The sequence below is a fragment of the Candidatus Phyllobacterium onerii genome (assembly GCF_028331445.1).
GTDB lineage: Bacteria > Pseudomonadota > Alphaproteobacteria > Rhizobiales > Rhizobiaceae > Phyllobacterium > Phyllobacterium onerii.
The window spans coordinates 114,163-129,488 of sequence record NZ_JAQMHX010000007.1; the positions used below are offsets into that span (position 1 = coordinate 114,163).

Here is a 15,326-nt window from a genome sequence, read left to right on the forward strand (position 1 = left end):
CGTGCATACCCAAACGCTTTTTTGGATGTTGCGAACTCGCGCGTTGCGGGTCTATGGTTAAAGGACCATGAACACCCATGTGATCGAGATAAGACGGGCGCATATGGCCGATGCGGTGGCGATTTCAGCCATTCATCTGGCTGCCTGGCAGGGCGCCTACGCAGGTATCATACCCCACCGCGCGCTCAACAATATGTTGGAGCGTCGCGGCGCCAATTGGTGGGCAAAGGCAATCCAGCGCTCGACACAGATCCTCGTGGCCGATGTCGGCGGTATCGTTGCCGGTTACGCGACGCTTGGGCCAAACCGCGCCCGCCAGTTGCAGCAACAAGGTGAAATTTACGAACTCTACGTCAGGCCGGAATATCAGGGTTTCGGTCTGGGTACCCGCCTCCTGGGTGCCGCTCGCCGCAGTCTCGGCGATCAAGGCCTGAAGGGTCTGGTGATCTGGGCGCTCGAGGACAATGACCTTGCGATTTCATTCTATCAGAGCGCCGGTGGCCGCGATGTCGCCGAGGGTGTCGAGTGTTTCGATGGCAAGACCCTCAAGAAGGTCGCTTTTGTCTGGAATTGATGCTGGTTTAGGCCAGAGTCTTCCTTCGCAGCTCAAATCCCGAGTTGTGTTTTGCCATTCGCGCTCAATAAGCCTATCAATCGTTTTCCTTACGTAGGGGCGACGGCATTGTTGCGCCGCGGTATAAAAATCAGTACAGGACTTCCATACTCATAAGGACTCTGAAAATATGCGCATCGATGCCATTGCTGTCGGCAACAACCCCCCTGAAGATGTAAACGTTATCATCGAGGTCCCGGTCGGCGGTCAACCGATCAAATACGAGCTTGATAAGGATTCGGGCGCGTTGTTCGTCGACCGCTTCCTGCATACGCCCATGACCTATCCGGGCAATTACGGTTTCGTGCCGCATACGTTGTCGGATGATGGAGACCCCATCGATGTATTGATCTGCAACACGCGCGCGCTGATGCCTACGAGTGTGATCAATGTTCGTCCAATTGGTGTGCTCGTCATGGAAGACAATAAGGGGCAGGACGAAAAGATCATTGCCGTTCCTTCACCTCACCTGACGTTACGGTACGAGAAGGTGCACAATTACACCGATCTTCCCGACATCACGCTCAAACAGATCCAGCATTTCTTCGAGCACTACAAGGATCTGGAACCCGGCAAATGGGTTAAGATTGGGGATTGGGGCGATGAAGATGCCGCCCGCCAACTCATCACCGAAGCGATCGAACGCCACAACGCCAAAAAGGCCTGATCGATCAATCTTCGGGCGGTTCGAGAACGGTAAGTCTTAAAGCCAGTTCGTCAGGATCGCCCGAAATTCTTACCTGCTTCAGCCGCGACGTTGCTCCTGCAGCAATGGTTACATCTCGCGCCGCAATACCCAGCAACTTTACCAGCGCTGCATTGGCCTTGCCGTGTTCAGGAACCGCACGCACCCGTGCTTTCAGATGAAAGCGCCCGTCGTCAGTCTCTTCCACACCTTCAATAGCGTCCTTTACCGATTTCGGCGTCAGCCGCACAAAGAGAGTGACCCCGTTACACTCCGCGCGGAATACGATGGTGTTCTAGTCAAACCAGAATCGGGGCGATCGTGGTCCAGAGAAACTGGCGAATGAAGAATATGATCAACAAAAGTACGATCGGAGAAATATCGATACCCCCGAGGTCAGGAAGAAAGCGACGAATGGGTCGCAATGCGGGTTCGGTGACGCGATAGAGAAAATCTCCTATCGAAGCAACGAAGCGATTGCTCGAATTGATGACGTTGAAGGCATAGAGCCATGAGAAGATCGCACTGGCAATGAGAATCCAGGTGTAAATGTCGAGAGCCAGATCGATGGTGCGGATAAGGGCGAGCATACAGGTCTCCTAAGATTTCCACGACATGTAGCGATTGGCTGGCCCGCGAGCAAGAGGTTGCGATCACCGACAAAATGGAGCACAGCCCCTCCAAGTATTATTGTGGCAGTATTCATGGCCCGTCTATTCAGGGCGTCAAATGCGCCTAAGGTATTACGAGGACTTGATCTTGACCGATATTGTTGAATTTAAAAAACCGGAATAAATTTGCGTCGTGATTCGGGCTATCCCGGCCCGCTTTTCATCCAAGGGGGTTTCCATGCTCAATAAACTGTCGGCCGAGTTCTTCGGCACATTCTGGCTTGTCCTCGGCGGTTGCGGCAGTGCCGTTATTGCCGCTGCATTTCCCGATGTCGGTATTGGTTTGCTTGGTGTTGCCTTTGCGTTTGGTCTTACGGTTCTAACCATGGCCTATGCGGTCGGCGGAATTTCCGGCGGCCATTTCAATCCCGCTGTTTCGCTCGGCCTCGCCGTTGCAGGACGCTTCGACTTCAAGGATCTCATTCCCTACTGGATCGCACAAGTTGTTGGCGCGATTGTTGCAGCTGCCGTCCTTTACCTGATTGCATCCGGTAAGGCCGACTTCACCGCTGGCGGCTTCGCTTCCAACGGTTATGGTGACCTTTCGCCCGGCAAGTACGGCCTGGTCGCCGCGCTTGTCACAGAAATCGTGTTCACTGCCTTCTTCATCATGATCATTCTTGGTGCGACCTCGGCTTCCGTTCCGGCTGGGTTTGCACCAATCCCTATTGGTCTCGGCCTGACGCTTATCCATCTAGTTTCGATTCCGGTGACAAATACCTCCGTCAATCCGGCTCGTTCTACCGGCGTCGCCCTTTTCGCAGAAACCGCCGCGCTTGGCCAACTCTGGCTGTTCTGGGTCGCCCCGCTCATTGGTGCGGTACTCGGTGCAATTATCTGGAAATCCTTGCTCAGCAAAGATTCAGACGCTTCCGTCACTGCAGTTGTAAACGCGGCTTGAACCAAAATGGGCCGGTTCGAGCCGGCCCATTTGCTTTCCCTCTCATAATATTTCTGATTTTCCTTATCCCCATTCTCCCTAAACTGGTTTAGAAGAAAGCTCCCGATTCCGGAGCCTTTCAACGAAATGACCATCTCCGAAACGAATGCTGCGCATGATCGATATGCCGCGTTTCGCCATTCGTCCTTTACCCGCTATTGGCTGGCACGCTTCTTTGGTTCATTTGCCATCCAGATCATTAGCGTCTCCGTCGGCTGGCAAATCTATGATCTGACGCGCGACCCCTTCTATCTGGGCATTGTTGGACTTGTACAATTCGCGCCATCGCTTCTGCTCGTGCTCATTACCGGTGCAGCTTCCGACCGGTTCGGGCGACGACTGATTATGGGACTTTCATTGTGCGTCGAGGTGATTTGCGCCGTTCTGCTGCTGCTATTGACGATAAACCACCTGTTTACGCCGGCATTGGTTTTCATCATCCTCGCGGGATTTGGTATTGGCAGAGCCTTCCTCGGACCTGCATCCTCATCGTTGGTCGTTAATCTTGTGCCGGCGGAGACGTTTTCCAACGCCGTGTCGTGGAATTCCTCGGCCTGGCAAATTGCAACGATCGTCGGACCGGTCGCCGGGGGCCTGCTCTATGGTGTTTCTCCTGTCGCAGCCTACAGCGTCGCCAGTGCAATGCTTGTCATCGCAACTCTAAGCACTTTCTCTATCGCCAAACCTGCCCAGCATACCCTGCACGAAACAAGATCGCTGCAAACTCTACTGGCCGGCTTCCACTACATCTGGAAGGAAAAGGTTGTTCTTGGCGCGATTTCGCTTGATCTGTTTGCTGTGCTGCTCGGTGGAGCCGTGGCACTTCTGCCGGTTTATGCGCGCGATATCTTGCAGCTCGGCCCGTGGGGCTTGGGCATGCTGAGGGCAGCACCGGGTATAGGTGCCATTGTGACGGCGGTCTGGTTGACCGGGCATCCCATTCGCGATCATGCTGGAATGATCATGTTTGCATTCGTAGCGCTCTTCGGACTGCTTACGGTAATGTTTGGTATTTCCGATATTGCCTGGTTGTCGATCGTAGTGCTTGCCTTGATGGGTGCAGCCGACATGATCAGCGTCTATATCCGCGAGACGCTGTTGCAATTGTGGACGCCGGATCATGTGCGAGGCAGGGTCAATGCCGTCAACATGGTTTTTGTTGGCGCATCCAATGAATTGGGCGAATTCCGTGCTGGCGTCATGGCTTCACTGATCGGTACCGTGCCCGCCGTTGTTTTTGGTGGCCTTGGAACGGTGGCGGTTGCCGGCCTTTGGGCCTATTGGTTCCCGCAATTGCGCAAAGCGCGGAATTTGCAGGGCAGGACCTAATCAGCTCAAGCCGATACAGGTACCCCAAAAATCGTCGCAAGGAAGCGGTGCAACCAGGCCCTGAGCACTGCATCATAGATCATCCGGCCGTCCAGATGGTCGCGGCCTTGCTGCGCGCCGCAGAGGGTAAACCTTTCCGCGCCACGTACAACCCAACGATGCATCATGGCCCGTGTCAGTTCCGCATGGAACTGAACGCCCCAGGCATTCTTGCCATACCGGAACGCCTGGTTGGGGTAGGAGCTGCCCGTCGCCAGCAGGGTTGCAGTCTGTGGCAATTCAAAACCTTCGCGATGGAAATGATAAACCATCGACGGCCAGTCCATCAGAGCGCGACCGGCTTCCGTCGGTTCGAGCGGATACCAGCCGATTTCGACAAGGCCGTCGGGATGAGGCCCAACACGACCGCCCAAATGATTGGCAAGCATCTGCGCGCCCAGACAAATGCCGAGAAAGGGCTTGTCTTCTGCGAGTGGTATGGCCAGCCAATCGGTTTCTGCGCGTACAAAGTCTTCCGAATCATTGGCGCTCATCGGACCGCCAAAAATGACAGCTCCTGCATGGTCTTCCAGCGTTTCGGGCAACGTATCTCCAAGGGGAGGACGGCGAATGTCGAGGGCAAACCCTGCTTCGACCAACAAATGGCCGACGCGGCCGGGACTGGAACGCTCCTGGTGTAGCACCGTCAGGATCTTGGGACGATGCGACTGTCCGCTTTCCATCCATCCAGTTTGGTACATTCGCTCGGCCTATTCCTCTTGCACCGTCTGTTTTGCGCGAACCGCCGCCTGTCGTTTCATGGTCACCCGGTCGCGTGTCGATACGCCGATCAGTTCCGCGACACGCCAGACGACATTATCTTCCAGCTCATGCGCGCTGCCATCTGCGAAGACGACATCCCACATCAGCTCAATGAATCTGATGCGAGCCTCTTCGTCAAGATTGCGCTTGATGATGCTGGTGAAACTGTAAAGGTCGACTGCTTCCTGATCCGCCTGTTCACCTTCGTCAAGCAATCGCTTCAGCGCCTCGCCCTTCAGGCCATAGGCCTCGGAAATCAGCTGTGAAACGCGTTTGCGTTCCACCTTGCCGCGGTCACCGTCTGCATCCATCACATGGAACAGCAAGGCGGCTGCCGCAAGACGCGGATCTTTCTTTGAAAAATGCTCCTTGCTGTTGTCACCCGACGGCAAGGATTTGAAAAACGTCACAAGACTATCGAGCATAAAGGGAAATCTTTCGCGTCTATCCAGATGGTACTCATCCACCCATATCGCTGTTTATACGCCTAAACCACTGTACATCTTGCCGCAAAGACGGCCGCAGCCATCACGTTTCAATGATTAGAAAAGCCGGAACTTCTTGTTTCGCTCCGCTCCATCCTTAGGCCGCACGCCCGGGTCATCCGGCACAGGAAAAACGAACTCCTCATCCTTTTCCTTGGATTTCAGTGGCTTTTCCGGAAATGCAGGTAAAACGGAAGCTATTCTCTCGGGATTGACCGTTTCTGTGGACTTAGCGACCGGCCGTTCCGTAGGCTTTTCCGGTGGCTCAAGTTGCACGATTTCGGCTTCCACGACATCCGCATGGCCATGATCTTCCTTGGAAGCTGGCTTTTCTGCTTCCAGAACGACCGCCCTGGCCGACACGAGCGGCTTCACTTCTTCGCGAGGCCGCGTTGGTTCTGTTGCCAAAGCCCTGTCGAAATCATCGCCGGAATCGATGACCGGACCAAGCTGTTCAACAGGAACCTTCCATTCGAAGGCGTCGACCCTGCCAGTCACCGGAGATGCCGGCGCCCAGCGTTCCGAAACGTAGCCATCGGCTGTCCAGGCGGGATCGCGTGGCGCTTTGACAGCACGCGACAGCCATTGCCGGACGCGGCCTTGATCGCCGGTTTGCGCTTCTTCTATATCGGCAAGCAGAAGATATGCACTCTCTCGCGGTGCACTGCGGAGTACCGCTTCCGCTGCTTCCCTAGCCTCCCTTAACTCACCTGCAGCCAGCGCGGCTTGGGCGATGGCCAAGCTCGATTCAGGGTGGTGCGGATAGAGCGACGCCAGATGACGGGCGCGCTTGAGGCGATCCAATACCGAATCGCCAAGCCGCGCGTGCACATACGTTTCGGCAACTTCCGGATGAGGTAGCTTCTTCCAGCTATATTCCAAGACTTTCGATCCTTTGCGCAAGTCGCCTTGGCTGAATAACGTTTTTGCGGCGATGATCGCAGCTGGTATGAGATCAGGTGCCATTTTGTTGGCCTCTATGGCGGTCGATTTGGCACTCGCGGGGTCACTTTCGAAGGTTTCGATTGCCTTGGCCGTCAAGAGCACCGCGCGCTCGCGCTTAGCCTTCTCCTTGTCGACCTGCTTGGTCGCTTTCTGCTTTTCGAGCAGCAAGAGCGCTCCATCCCAATCACCATGCGTTGTTTTCTGGCCAAGAGCCGCCGACGCTGCCCATTCGACATTCGGGGCCAGCAAAGCGGCTTCTTCAGCGTAGTGCCTTGAAGCATCGCGTGCGCCAAGGCGCTGCGCTTCAAGGTAAAGCCCCCGCAACCCGAGGAGCTTCGTTTCCGGATCTTCGAGCATGGCTTCGAATTTGGCCCGCGCATCCTCGGGACGCCCTTCGAGCATGGCGGATTGGGCGTCAAGCAGTTTGATCAGCGGCTCCTGATCGACGTTCAGCAGTTTTTCAGCCTGTTTGATCATTCTGCGTGCGGTCTCGCCGTCACCAGCACCTGCTGCGATCAGTCCGGTCGACAGCGATTGGTAGCCCCGATCGCGTTTGCGCGCGCGGAAATGACGGCGCAGCGCGTAAGGCGATGTGACGAGGCTTTTGACAATCCACCACGTCAGCATGACTGCGGCGACAATCGCGACGATCGCAGAAGCTGCCACCATCAGCGTGACTTTGTACTGCATGCCGGCAAGCGTAACGACGAGATCGCCAGGCCGATCTGCAAGCCATGCGAAACCGACGCCGAGCAACAGAACGACAAGAAGGAAGAACAGAATACGAATCATGATCTTGCTCCTAATTAGCCGCTGCTGGGGACTTGATGCCGGTCAGCGCATCAGACAAGGCCTTCGACACGACGTCCCCGGCCTTTTGCCGGGCCTTCATCGCATTGGCGAAATCCATGGAAAGAGCCTTGGCATTCTCCGGCAGCTTCTCCCATTCGGCAATGGCAGCACCAAGATCGCCTGCGTTCAAATGCGCTTCGATCCGTGCCGTGATTGCATCGACACCCTCGCCCTCCACCATCCCGACTGGACGCGCCTGCACCAAGCTACTCGCGCTTGCCCACAAGCGATCGACCACCCCGGCGTTCGGATCGACTGTATGAGCGCTTGCAATGATTTTGGGAGCGACATCAGCGAATTGGCTGACCAGCACGTTGAGCGTCGGAATGCCTTTCGCAGCAAACTCCCGGAGGCTCTCGACCTCTCCTGCTGCTGGCGCAACCGCGACGTAAGTATCCAGTTCGGCCGCGAACGGTTCGCCGCGATCGATAGCGGCTTTCATGCCCGTTGCTGCCATGGCAAGTGCCATATTGGCCTGCGCCGAGGGGTCGTTGACTTTCGCCTCCAGCGCATTCAACCGCTCAGTAGCCCCCGCGGCGACTCCGCCAGCCTGCTCCGCCTGTTGCTGACTGCTGTTCAGCCGGGTCTCCAGAGCAGCAAGACGCGTATCAATGCCACTGGTATCGACGACTGGGCCGGAACCAGCATTTTTCTGAATATCCGCAATGCTTTGCTTGATTGCGACAAGCTCCGCGGAAAGACCAGTGACCTGGCTTGCAGCCTGTTTGGCGTTCTCTACAGCGCCGTTAAGCGCTACTTGCGCACCTTCATCCAGCGTCTGAGCCGCTGGTCGCGCATTTCGTAATTCAGCTACCTGCTGCTCGAGTGCTGAAGTATCCGCCTTTGGCGATGGCAGGACACCTGCCCATTGCAGGGCCGCGGCACCGACAAGAGCGACAATGCCGCCAATGACTCCGGACACAATGCGACCCAATGGGTCATTTGGCTTTGATCCAGAGGATGACACCGTTGGTCGCGAAGCGGTCGATTGAGAATTCGTTCGCCCGAATGACTGCCCGGTCTCCGAAAAGCCTGAACTCGGTGGCGCATCTCCGCGCGGCTCAACGCTCGGCGTTTCCTTTGACTTTTCCGCCGCATTTGCCTTCGCGTTGGCGGTTGGGTCGAAGCCGACGGGTTCGGGTTGGGGTACGCCAGCTGCGCTGGACGCAGTCTTGTTGACCGCCGATGGCGCCAGTTCGATTGTCACGGGTTTGCGGGCAGACTTCGAATGACGCGGAACGGATGATTTGGCCATGGACAGACTTTCCTGAACTTAGAGCGAGATCCGATCATATGGAATCTCGCTCTCAGACTTCTCGTGACCCGAAGTTAGCAAGGAAGTTGCGGTTGCGAAACCACACGCTTTCATTGCGGTAAGCGGGGAGAAACCTGTGCCTGCTGCAGAAGGTCGAAGAGAGCATCCTCATCCGGCCTGTGTGCGACATGGATTAAGACCTTGTTCACTCCAGCCAGAGCGTTTGCAACACGAGGAGAGAGGCAGAAAATCGATGTGTTATCAAAATGATGGGCGATTTCCATCTGGCTTGTCAGACGCAAGAACTCTTCAGCGCCCCAACGAGAATACAGGAGGCAATGATCGATCTTACCCTTGCCGAAAAATTCTACCAGAAACTCAGTCGTATAACTGACTAAAACAGTATCGTAGGTCATCACTGGCTTAAAATGCATACCTAGTGTACGGAGAGCATGCTCAAAATCCGGCGCGCGAACGCGCCCTGTCATATAAAGAACGCAGGCGCCGGCGCATAACTCCTCACCTATGGTCTGAGCAAGCGACGCACCATCCCTGTCTCCCGTTGTCACCGTTTCAAACCCGCGGGCGCGCGCCGCAGCTGCGGTCGCTTCCCCTACAACGAAACAGGGCAATGAAAGGAACGTTTGCAACATCTTGTCCGGTGCCTGCCGCAATGCATTCGCACTTGTCACCGCAACCGCGTCGAATTTTCCCCTGGGCGTTTTTACCGGAAGCTGAACAATCTCGGTCAGGGGCAAAACCAAAGGCAGGAAGCCATCGCCAAGCAAACGTTCGGCAGTTTTGGTCGCGCCCGGCCGAGGCCGTGTGACCAAAACGGTTCTCATGTCAGAACCAATCCGTGAAGAAGTGTGGTCCGGCGAGTTTACGCACCCGCAGCGCGGCATCGTGGCCGATCTGGACAGCGTCAGAGAGTGCACCTTCACCTGTGACCTCGTGTACCTCGCTGCCATCTGGCAAGAGTATCATGCCATGGAATCGCAGGCTCCCTCCCGATACCGTCGCCAGAGCGGCGATTGGCGTACGGCAGGAACCATCGAGCGAACCGAGGAACGCGCGTTCGCATGCCAGCGCCGTTGAGGTCGGCAGGTGGTTGAGCGGCGCTAACAGCGTATCGACGCGATCATCCCCAATGCGGCTCTCTACCGTGATTGCGCCTTGTCCAGGGGCTGGTGGAAAAGCTTTTGCATCCATAAGCTCGGTAACAACATGTCCAAGGCCGAGACGTTTCAAACCAGCATAAGCAAGGAATGTTGCATCCACCTCGCCGTCCGCGAGCTTACGCAGCCGCGTCTCGACATTCCCGCGAAAAGTTATGACTTTGAGATCGGGGCGTGCACGCTGGATCAGCGCCTGCCGCCGCAACGATGCGGAGCCCACTACCGCCCCTTTCGGCAGATCCATGAAGGATTTTACCTCGCGGCCAATAAAGGCGTCACGAGGATCTTCCCGTTCGAGGAAGACCGACAGATGCAGGCCTTGTGGCAGAACGGTTGGCATATCCTTTGATGAGTGCACGGCGAGATCGAGGCGCCCGTCGGCAAGCTGTTCCTCGATTTCGAGCGTGAACAAGCCTTTTCCGCCAACTTCAGCCAAGGGTCGATCCTGTATCCGGTCACCGCTGGTGGAAATGGCCACGATTTCGATGTCTTCTTCGCGAAGTCCGTGGGCCTTTATCAGAAGGTCACGCGTCTCATGGGCTTGTGCGAGCGCCAGTGCACTCCCACGTGTACCAATCTTGAGCGTTTTTGTTTCCATTGGCGGCTGTCCGTGTTACGCGAATTCGAGTTGAGCGTTCTACTAACGACCTTTTGGCAGGTCGACAATACGGCGAAGGATATCAGGTTTACCGATGCGGGTACTAGGTATTGAGACAAGCTGTGACGAAACGGCGGCGGCGGTAGTCGAGCGCGACGACCAAGGCCACGGGCGCATTCTTTCGAACGTCGTCCTGAGCCAGATCGACGAACACGCGCCCTATGGCGGCGTGGTGCCGGAAATTGCTGCGCGCGCCCATGTCGAAGTACTGGATCGGTTGATTGGCCAGGCGTTGCACGAAGCTCAGATGAGTCTGGATGATGTCGATGCTGTGGCTGCCACCGCCGGTCCGGGCTTGATCGGCGGATTGATTGTCGGTTTGATGACCGGAAAGGCGATAGCGATGGCCGGTCAGAAGCCTTTTTACGCCATCAATCATCTTGAGGGCCATGCGCTGACCCCGCGCCTGACCGATCGCATTGATTTTCCTTATTTGCTGCTGCTCGTCTCCGGCGGCCACACGCAGATGGTTCTGGTCAAAGGTCTCGGCGACTATGAGCGGCTAGGCACAACCATAGACGATGCCCTCGGTGAAGCATTCGACAAGACCGCCAAACTACTCGGCCTGCCCTACCCGGGAGGGCCGGAAGTGGAGAAGGCGGCTCTGCTCGGCGATCCCAGCCGATTCGCCCTGCCGCGTCCGTTGAAAGGCGAGGAGAGGCTGGATTTCTCCTTTTCAGGTTTAAAAACAGCGGTGCGGCAACTGGCGACAACGTTGGAGCCATTGTCACAAACCGACGTCAATGATATTTGCGCCGCCTTTCAGACCGCCGTCGCCGACACACTAGACGACCGGGTTTCGCTCTCGCTGCAACGGTTTCGCGCGAGTTTCCCGGACGTCGAGAAACCGGTATTGGTTGTTGCCGGTGGTGTTGCCGCTAACAAGGTTCTGCGCGACGGTCTGCAGCGTTTATGCTCGGATAATGGCTTCCGCTTCATCGCGCCACCCATGGCCCTTTGCACGGACAACGCCGCAATGATTGCGTGGGCAGGTGCCGAACGGGCTGGTCTCACACCTGCCGATTCGCTCGATATTGCCCCGCGCTCGCGCTGGCCGTTGGACATGCATTCAACGCCTTTGATCGGCGCTGGCCGGCGCGGAGCCAAGGCATGAGCCACAAGCCTTCGATTGCCGTGGTTGGAGGAGGTGCCTGGGGTACTGCGCTTGGTACCATGGCCGCCCGTAACGGCAATGCAGTCCGACTGTATGCCAGGAGCGCCACAACCGCCGATTCCATCAACAAGGCGCATCGCAACGAGACTTATCTGCCGGGAATTGATCTGCATCCAGCACTAACGGCAAGTACCGACGCTCGGGAAGTTCTGGCTGGAGTTGACCTGATCCTTTGCGTCATTCCGGCGCAAGCGCTTTCCAATGCCATACAGGAATTGAAAGACCTCATTCCAATCGCCGCACCGTTGGTGATTTGCGCCAAGGGCATAGAGCGACACAGTGGCCAGCTGATGTCCGAACTGGTTGCCAAGATTATGCCTGACCAGGCTCTTGGAGCCCTTTCCGGGCCAAGTTTTGCAACCGATGTGGCAAAGGGATTGCCGACCGCGGTAACAGTCGCCGCTCGTAGTCAGGCGCTTGCCGACCGCATCGCCCTGGTGCTGTCCGGACCAACTTTCCGCTGTTATTCGACCGATGATTTGATCGGTGTGGAAATCGGCGGCGCACTCAAGAATGTGCTCGCCATTGCCGCCGGGGCCGCCATAGGCCGCGGTTTTGGTGCCAGCGCCCAAGCGGCACTTGTCACCCGCGGGTTTGTCGAATTGCGGCGGATCGGCGAGGCTATGGGCGCAAGGCCGGAGACGATCATGGGTCTTTCGGGACTTGGTGATCTCATGCTTACTTGCTCTACGCCGCAATCACGCAATTATTCATACGGGCTTGCGCTCGGACGTGGGGAAGACTTGATTGGCCGACCGTTGGCCGAGGGCGTGGCAACGGCTGCCATCGCCGCGGAACTTGCCGCCCGCAACAATATCGAAGCGCCTATTATTGCGACTGTAGCCCAAATACTCGACCGCCACATCACCATCGACGAGGCCATGGAGGCGCTACTGGCGCGGCCGCTAAAGAACGAGAGTTAAACCGGGAGACAATGAATGCTCTATGCCCTTCTGTGCAACGACAAGCCTGATCATCTGCAATTGCGCCTCGACACACGCGCGGCTCATCTCGACTATTTGAACAGCCTAGGTGATGGCCTGAAATTTGCCGGGCCGTTCCTTGGCGATGACGCCAAGCCAAACGGCAGCCTGGTGGTCGTCGACGCGATTGACCTTGCTGCAGCAAAGGAAATTGCAGTGAATGATCCCTATGCCAAGGCTGGGCTTTTCGCCTCGGTCGACATCCGCCCGTGGAACTGGGCAATCAAGAATCCTGACAACAAATAGGTGCTATCATGGCATTTTGGCTATTCAAATCAGAACCTGATTCATGGTCGTGGGACAACCAGAAAGCCGCCGGGTCCAAGGGCACAGAGTGGACCGGTGTGCGCAACTATCAGGCACGCAACAATATGCGTGCCATGAAAATCGGTGATAAAGGTTTCTTCTATCATTCCAATGAAGGTCTGGACGTCGTCGGTATCGTCGAGGTTTGTGCCCTTGCGCATCATGATTCGAGCACCGAAGATCAGCGCTGGGAATGCGTCGACATCCGCGCGGTCAAGGATGTGCCTAATCCCGTGACATTGAAGGACGTCAAGGCTAATCCGAAACTGGAAAAGATGGCGCTGGTTACGTCCATGCGGCTATCGGTGCAGCCAGTGCAACCGGACGAATGGAAAGAGGTTTGTCGTATGGGCGGACTGGTTCCAGCACCGGAATGAATTCGTCCCGTGGTTGAGCCCGCTCTCGATCCTGAAAGCGATCGCTATCGCCGGTTCGTTCTGGCGAATACCATTCTGCAATCGCCCCCGCACGTGCCGGAGATCAAGCTCTATCTCGCCGATGAAGCGCATGACCTCTGGCACCGTACTGAAGACGAACTGACAACGATTGGCCTGCCGCCACCATTCTGGGCGTTTGCCTGGGCGGGCGGACAAGGGGTGGCGCGCTACGTGCTCGACCATCCCGCAATGGTTGCAAACGCCGTTGTCCTCGATTTCGCCTCGGGCTCCGGTCTGGTCGGTATTGCTGCGGCTCAGGCCGGAGCAAAGCATGTCATCTCTTGCGACATCGACCCGTTCGCGCGCCCAGCTATCGCTCTGAACGCTGAAGCAAATCATGCGACAGTCGAGATTCGAGTCGATGATCTGATTGGCAGCGACGACGGTTGGGATGTCGTTCTGGCCGGTGACGTTTTTTATGACAAGCCATTGGCCGACAGACTCGTACCTTGGTTCGCCGGACTGGCTGCCCGCGGTGTGGACATCATCGTTGGCGATCCCGGCCGCTCCTATTTTCCCAAGAATCTACTGGATTCATTGGCAGTTTACTCGGTACCGGTGACAAGGATTCTCGAAGACGCCGACGTAAAGCAGACGACAGTTTGGCGTTTCAAGCGCTAACGCAGCACGCGAACGACGGTCTGGTTTGAAAGATACGGCAAGAGCCGGTTCATATCGGCCCGACTCAAGGCAATGCAGCCTTCCGTCGGTGTATAGCCCGGTCTTGCCAGATGAAAGAAGATCGCACTTCCCTTGGCGCGATGCCGCGGCCTGATGTTCCAATCCATGACGATGCAAATGTCGTATAGATCATCCTTGCGCCACATGGTTTCGTGGCTGGCGCCATAGGGAATGCGCACCTTCCGGTTGTAATTGCGGTCATCACTGACCTCGCACCAACCATCGTAGCGGCGGAGCGCCCTCAGTAGCAGGGCCCGCGTTCCCCTCACTTTCTTGTCAGGACGCTTGAAGCCGTAGAGCAACCGCATGCGGGTAAGCGGCGTTCCACCGTCACCTTCGCGCTTGAAGGCCGTGATTCCGCCTTTGCCCAGCGCACAGCGCAGGATCATATTGCCCGCGATCAACTGCCCTTGACTCGTATGGCCAGGTCTTGGACGAACATCGATCAATTTCAAGGACCTGCGACTCATGCTTGCCTCATAAAAAGCATTTTTTTGTCAGACTGATGCGCCGCATAACCAATATCAAGTCGATCCCCTTTCTTTCCTGTACTATTCGACTTAAATTCCAATGACTTCTTTCCATCTGCGGGAGATCCGATGACAGCGCGTACCATTCTTATCGTCGATGACGATGCAGACTTGCGAGCCATCCTGGTTGAACAACTGAGCCTCTATGAAGAATTCCAGATCATCGAGGAAGACAATGCAACCAAAGCCGTTCAGACGGCAAGAAACGGCGTCGTCGATCTCCTGATCATGGATGTCGGGCTGCCGGACATGGATGGGCGCGAGGCAATCAAGCTTTTGCGCAAGGGCGGCTTCAAGGCTCCGGTCATCATGCTGACCGGGCACGATACCGATTCGGACACCATTCTTGGCCTCGAATCGGGCGCAAACGACTATGTGACCAAGCCGTTTCGCTTCGCTGTCCTGTTGGCGCGCATTCGGGCACAACTGCGCCAGCATGAACAGAGCGAGGACGCGACTTTCATTGTCGGGCCCTATACGTTCAAGCCCGGGCAAAAGATGCTGATCGACGCCAAAGGCAGCAAGATACGGCTGACCGAGAAAGAGGTCGCAATAATCAAATATCTTTACCGTGCCGGCGGCAAGGTCATCACAAGGGATATCTTGCTTGAAGAGGTGTGGGGATACAACTCTGGGGTGACGACACACACGCTGGAGACGCATGTGTATCGGTTGCGGCAGAAAATAGAACATGATCCATCCAATTCGACCATACTTGTCACGGAAAGCGGGGGATACAAGCTCATTCCTTGATGCCAATTGCTACGCCATACCTCTTTTTTGAGGCATAAAGGACGCAGCAC

19 protein-coding genes are annotated in these 15,326 nt (G+C 56.3%); 10 read left to right on the forward strand and 9 right to left on the reverse strand.

All coding sequences use genetic code 11. From position 1 onward, the window contains the following. Positions 1-67: 67 nt before the first annotated feature. Positions 68-574 carry a GNAT family N-acetyltransferase gene (locus PHA01_RS17165; protein WP_271897609.1) on the forward strand — a complete coding sequence of 169 codons (507 nt, stop codon included), beginning with the start codon at positions 68-70 and terminating at the stop codon, positions 572-574. Positions 575-743: 169 nt separating this feature from the next. Next, on the forward strand, positions 744-1,280 hold the full coding sequence (gene ppa, locus PHA01_RS17170; RefSeq protein ID WP_112525138.1) for an inorganic diphosphatase: 537 nt from the start codon (positions 744-746) through the stop codon (positions 1,278-1,280). A 4-nt stretch (positions 1,281-1,284) separates the two neighbouring features. Here the strand turns inward: ppa and PHA01_RS17175 are convergent, their stop codons facing one another. Beyond that, positions 1,285-1,587 (reverse strand): DUF167 family protein, encoded by a 303-nt coding sequence (locus PHA01_RS17175; protein ID WP_271897818.1) that lies wholly within the window; start codon positions 1,585-1,587, stop codon positions 1,285-1,287. 10 nt (positions 1,588-1,597) lie between these two features. Then, positions 1,598-1,888, reverse strand: a complete 291-nt coding sequence (locus PHA01_RS17180) for a YggT family protein (RefSeq protein WP_112525134.1) — start codon at positions 1,886-1,888, stop codon at positions 1,598-1,600. A 259-nt stretch (positions 1,889-2,147) separates the two neighbouring features. On the opposite strand from PHA01_RS17180, the gene aqpZ reads away from it, so the two are divergent. Continuing rightward, a complete protein-coding gene (gene aqpZ / locus PHA01_RS17185; protein WP_271897612.1) occupies positions 2,148-2,870 on the forward strand; it encodes an aquaporin Z in 723 nt (240 codons plus the stop codon). A gap of 126 nt (positions 2,871-2,996) precedes the next feature. Next, complete coding sequence (locus tag PHA01_RS17190) at positions 2,997-4,238, forward strand: MFS transporter (protein WP_271897614.1); 1,242 nt, start codon at positions 2,997-2,999, stop codon at positions 4,236-4,238. 5 nt (positions 4,239-4,243) lie between these two features. Here PHA01_RS17190 and PHA01_RS17195 read toward each other — a convergent pair whose 3' ends face one another. The 6 genes from PHA01_RS17195 to hemC form a co-directional block, all read right to left on the reverse strand. Then, positions 4,244-4,978, reverse strand: a complete 735-nt coding sequence (locus tag PHA01_RS17195) for a glutamine amidotransferase (protein ID WP_271897617.1) — start codon at positions 4,976-4,978, stop codon at positions 4,244-4,246. A gap of 9 nt (positions 4,979-4,987) precedes the next feature. Further along, on the reverse strand, positions 4,988-5,464 hold the full coding sequence (locus PHA01_RS17200) for a tellurite resistance TerB family protein (RefSeq protein ID WP_112525128.1): 477 nt from the start codon (positions 5,462-5,464) through the stop codon (positions 4,988-4,990). Between the two features lie 117 nt (positions 5,465-5,581). Beyond that, on the reverse strand, positions 5,582-7,261 hold the full coding sequence (locus PHA01_RS17205; RefSeq protein WP_271897619.1) for a heme biosynthesis protein HemY: 1,680 nt from the start codon (positions 7,259-7,261) through the stop codon (positions 5,582-5,584). 10 nt (positions 7,262-7,271) lie between these two features. After that, the gene (locus PHA01_RS17210) at positions 7,272-8,576 is read right to left on the reverse strand and encodes a COG4223 family protein (protein ID WP_271897621.1); all 1,305 of its coding nucleotides are present in this window, start codon (positions 8,574-8,576) and stop codon (positions 7,272-7,274) included. A gap of 110 nt (positions 8,577-8,686) precedes the next feature. Further along, positions 8,687-9,364 (reverse strand): uroporphyrinogen-III synthase, encoded by a 678-nt coding sequence (locus PHA01_RS17215; RefSeq protein WP_271897624.1) that lies wholly within the window; start codon positions 9,362-9,364, stop codon positions 8,687-8,689. A gap of 58 nt (positions 9,365-9,422) precedes the next feature. Then, positions 9,423-10,352: a hydroxymethylbilane synthase gene (hemC, locus tag PHA01_RS17220; protein WP_271897626.1), complete on the reverse strand. Its 930-nt coding sequence runs from the start codon at positions 10,350-10,352 to the stop codon at positions 9,423-9,425. A gap of 94 nt (positions 10,353-10,446) precedes the next feature. Between hemC and tsaD the strand changes: the two genes are divergently transcribed. The 5 genes from tsaD to PHA01_RS17245 are packed head-to-tail and all read left to right on the forward strand — an operon-like array spanning position 10,447 to position 13,933. Then, positions 10,447-11,526: a tRNA (adenosine(37)-N6)-threonylcarbamoyltransferase complex transferase subunit TsaD gene (gene tsaD, locus PHA01_RS17225; protein WP_271897628.1), complete on the forward strand. Its 1,080-nt coding sequence runs from the start codon at positions 10,447-10,449 to the stop codon at positions 11,524-11,526. Continuing rightward, positions 11,523-12,509: an NAD(P)H-dependent glycerol-3-phosphate dehydrogenase gene (locus PHA01_RS17230; protein ID WP_271897630.1), complete on the forward strand. Its 987-nt coding sequence runs from the start codon at positions 11,523-11,525 to the stop codon at positions 12,507-12,509. The genes tsaD and PHA01_RS17230 overlap by 4 nt, the downstream gene beginning before the upstream one ends. A 15-nt stretch (positions 12,510-12,524) precedes the next feature. Beyond that, positions 12,525-12,815: a YciI-like protein gene (locus tag PHA01_RS17235; protein ID WP_271897632.1), complete on the forward strand. Its 291-nt coding sequence runs from the start codon at positions 12,525-12,527 to the stop codon at positions 12,813-12,815. A gap of 8 nt (positions 12,816-12,823) precedes the next feature. Continuing rightward, positions 12,824-13,252, forward strand: coding sequence for an EVE domain-containing protein (locus PHA01_RS17240; protein WP_271897634.1), 429 nt, complete (start codon positions 12,824-12,826; stop codon positions 13,250-13,252). A 9-nt stretch (positions 13,253-13,261) separates the two neighbouring features. Continuing rightward, the gene (locus tag PHA01_RS17245) at positions 13,262-13,933 is read left to right on the forward strand and encodes a class I SAM-dependent methyltransferase (RefSeq protein WP_271897637.1); all 672 of its coding nucleotides are present in this window, start codon (positions 13,262-13,264) and stop codon (positions 13,931-13,933) included. Here PHA01_RS17245 and PHA01_RS17250 read toward each other — a convergent pair. Further along, complete coding sequence (locus tag PHA01_RS17250) at positions 13,930-14,463, reverse strand: L,D-transpeptidase family protein (RefSeq protein WP_271897639.1); 534 nt, start codon at positions 14,461-14,463, stop codon at positions 13,930-13,932. The genes PHA01_RS17245 and PHA01_RS17250 overlap by 4 nt on opposite strands. Before the next feature lie 129 nt (positions 14,464-14,592). Between PHA01_RS17250 and PHA01_RS17255 the strand changes: the two genes are divergently transcribed. Next, positions 14,593-15,276 carry a response regulator transcription factor gene (locus PHA01_RS17255; RefSeq protein ID WP_112525106.1) on the forward strand — a complete coding sequence of 228 codons (684 nt, stop codon included), beginning with the start codon at positions 14,593-14,595 and terminating at the stop codon, positions 15,274-15,276. The last annotated feature ends 50 nt before the right edge of the window (positions 15,277-15,326 follow it).

Excerpts from the sequence above, each read along its gene's own strand:
- PHA01_RS17200 (WP_112525128.1), bottom strand. The coding sequence starts at position 5,464 with ATGCTCGATAGTCTTGTGACGTTTTTCAAATCCTTGCCGTCGGGTGAC.
- tsaD (WP_271897628.1), top strand. The coding sequence starts at position 10,447 with ATGCGGGTACTAGGTATTGAGACAAGCTGTGACGAAACGGCGGCGGCG.
- aqpZ (WP_271897612.1), top strand. The coding sequence starts at position 2,148 with ATGCTCAATAAACTGTCGGCCGAGTTCTTCGGCACATTCTGGCTTGTC.
- PHA01_RS17180 (WP_112525134.1), bottom strand. The coding sequence starts at position 1,888 with ATGCTCGCCCTTATCCGCACCATCGATCTGGCTCTCGACATTTACACC.
- PHA01_RS17205 (WP_271897619.1), bottom strand. The coding sequence starts at position 7,261 with ATGATTCGTATTCTGTTCTTCCTTCTTGTCGTTCTGTTGCTCGGCGTC.
- hemC (WP_271897626.1), bottom strand. The coding sequence starts at position 10,352 with ATGGAAACAAAAACGCTCAAGATTGGTACACGTGGGAGTGCACTGGCG.
- PHA01_RS17190 (WP_271897614.1), top strand. The coding sequence starts at position 2,997 with ATGACCATCTCCGAAACGAATGCTGCGCATGATCGATATGCCGCGTTT.
- PHA01_RS17195 (WP_271897617.1), bottom strand. The coding sequence starts at position 4,978 with ATGTACCAAACTGGATGGATGGAAAGCGGACAGTCGCATCGTCCCAAG.
- PHA01_RS17165 (WP_271897609.1), top strand. The coding sequence starts at position 68 with ATGAACACCCATGTGATCGAGATAAGACGGGCGCATATGGCCGATGCG.
- PHA01_RS17240 (WP_271897634.1), top strand. The coding sequence starts at position 12,824 with ATGGCATTTTGGCTATTCAAATCAGAACCTGATTCATGGTCGTGGGAC.
- PHA01_RS17210 (WP_271897621.1), bottom strand. The coding sequence starts at position 8,576 with ATGGCCAAATCATCCGTTCCGCGTCATTCGAAGTCTGCCCGCAAACCC.
- PHA01_RS17230 (WP_271897630.1), top strand. The coding sequence starts at position 11,523 with ATGAGCCACAAGCCTTCGATTGCCGTGGTTGGAGGAGGTGCCTGGGGT.
- ppa (WP_112525138.1), top strand. The coding sequence starts at position 744 with ATGCGCATCGATGCCATTGCTGTCGGCAACAACCCCCCTGAAGATGTA.
- PHA01_RS17235 (WP_271897632.1), top strand. The coding sequence starts at position 12,525 with ATGCTCTATGCCCTTCTGTGCAACGACAAGCCTGATCATCTGCAATTG.
- PHA01_RS17255 (WP_112525106.1), top strand. The coding sequence starts at position 14,593 with ATGACAGCGCGTACCATTCTTATCGTCGATGACGATGCAGACTTGCGA.
- PHA01_RS17250 (WP_271897639.1), bottom strand. The coding sequence starts at position 14,463 with ATGAGTCGCAGGTCCTTGAAATTGATCGATGTTCGTCCAAGACCTGGC.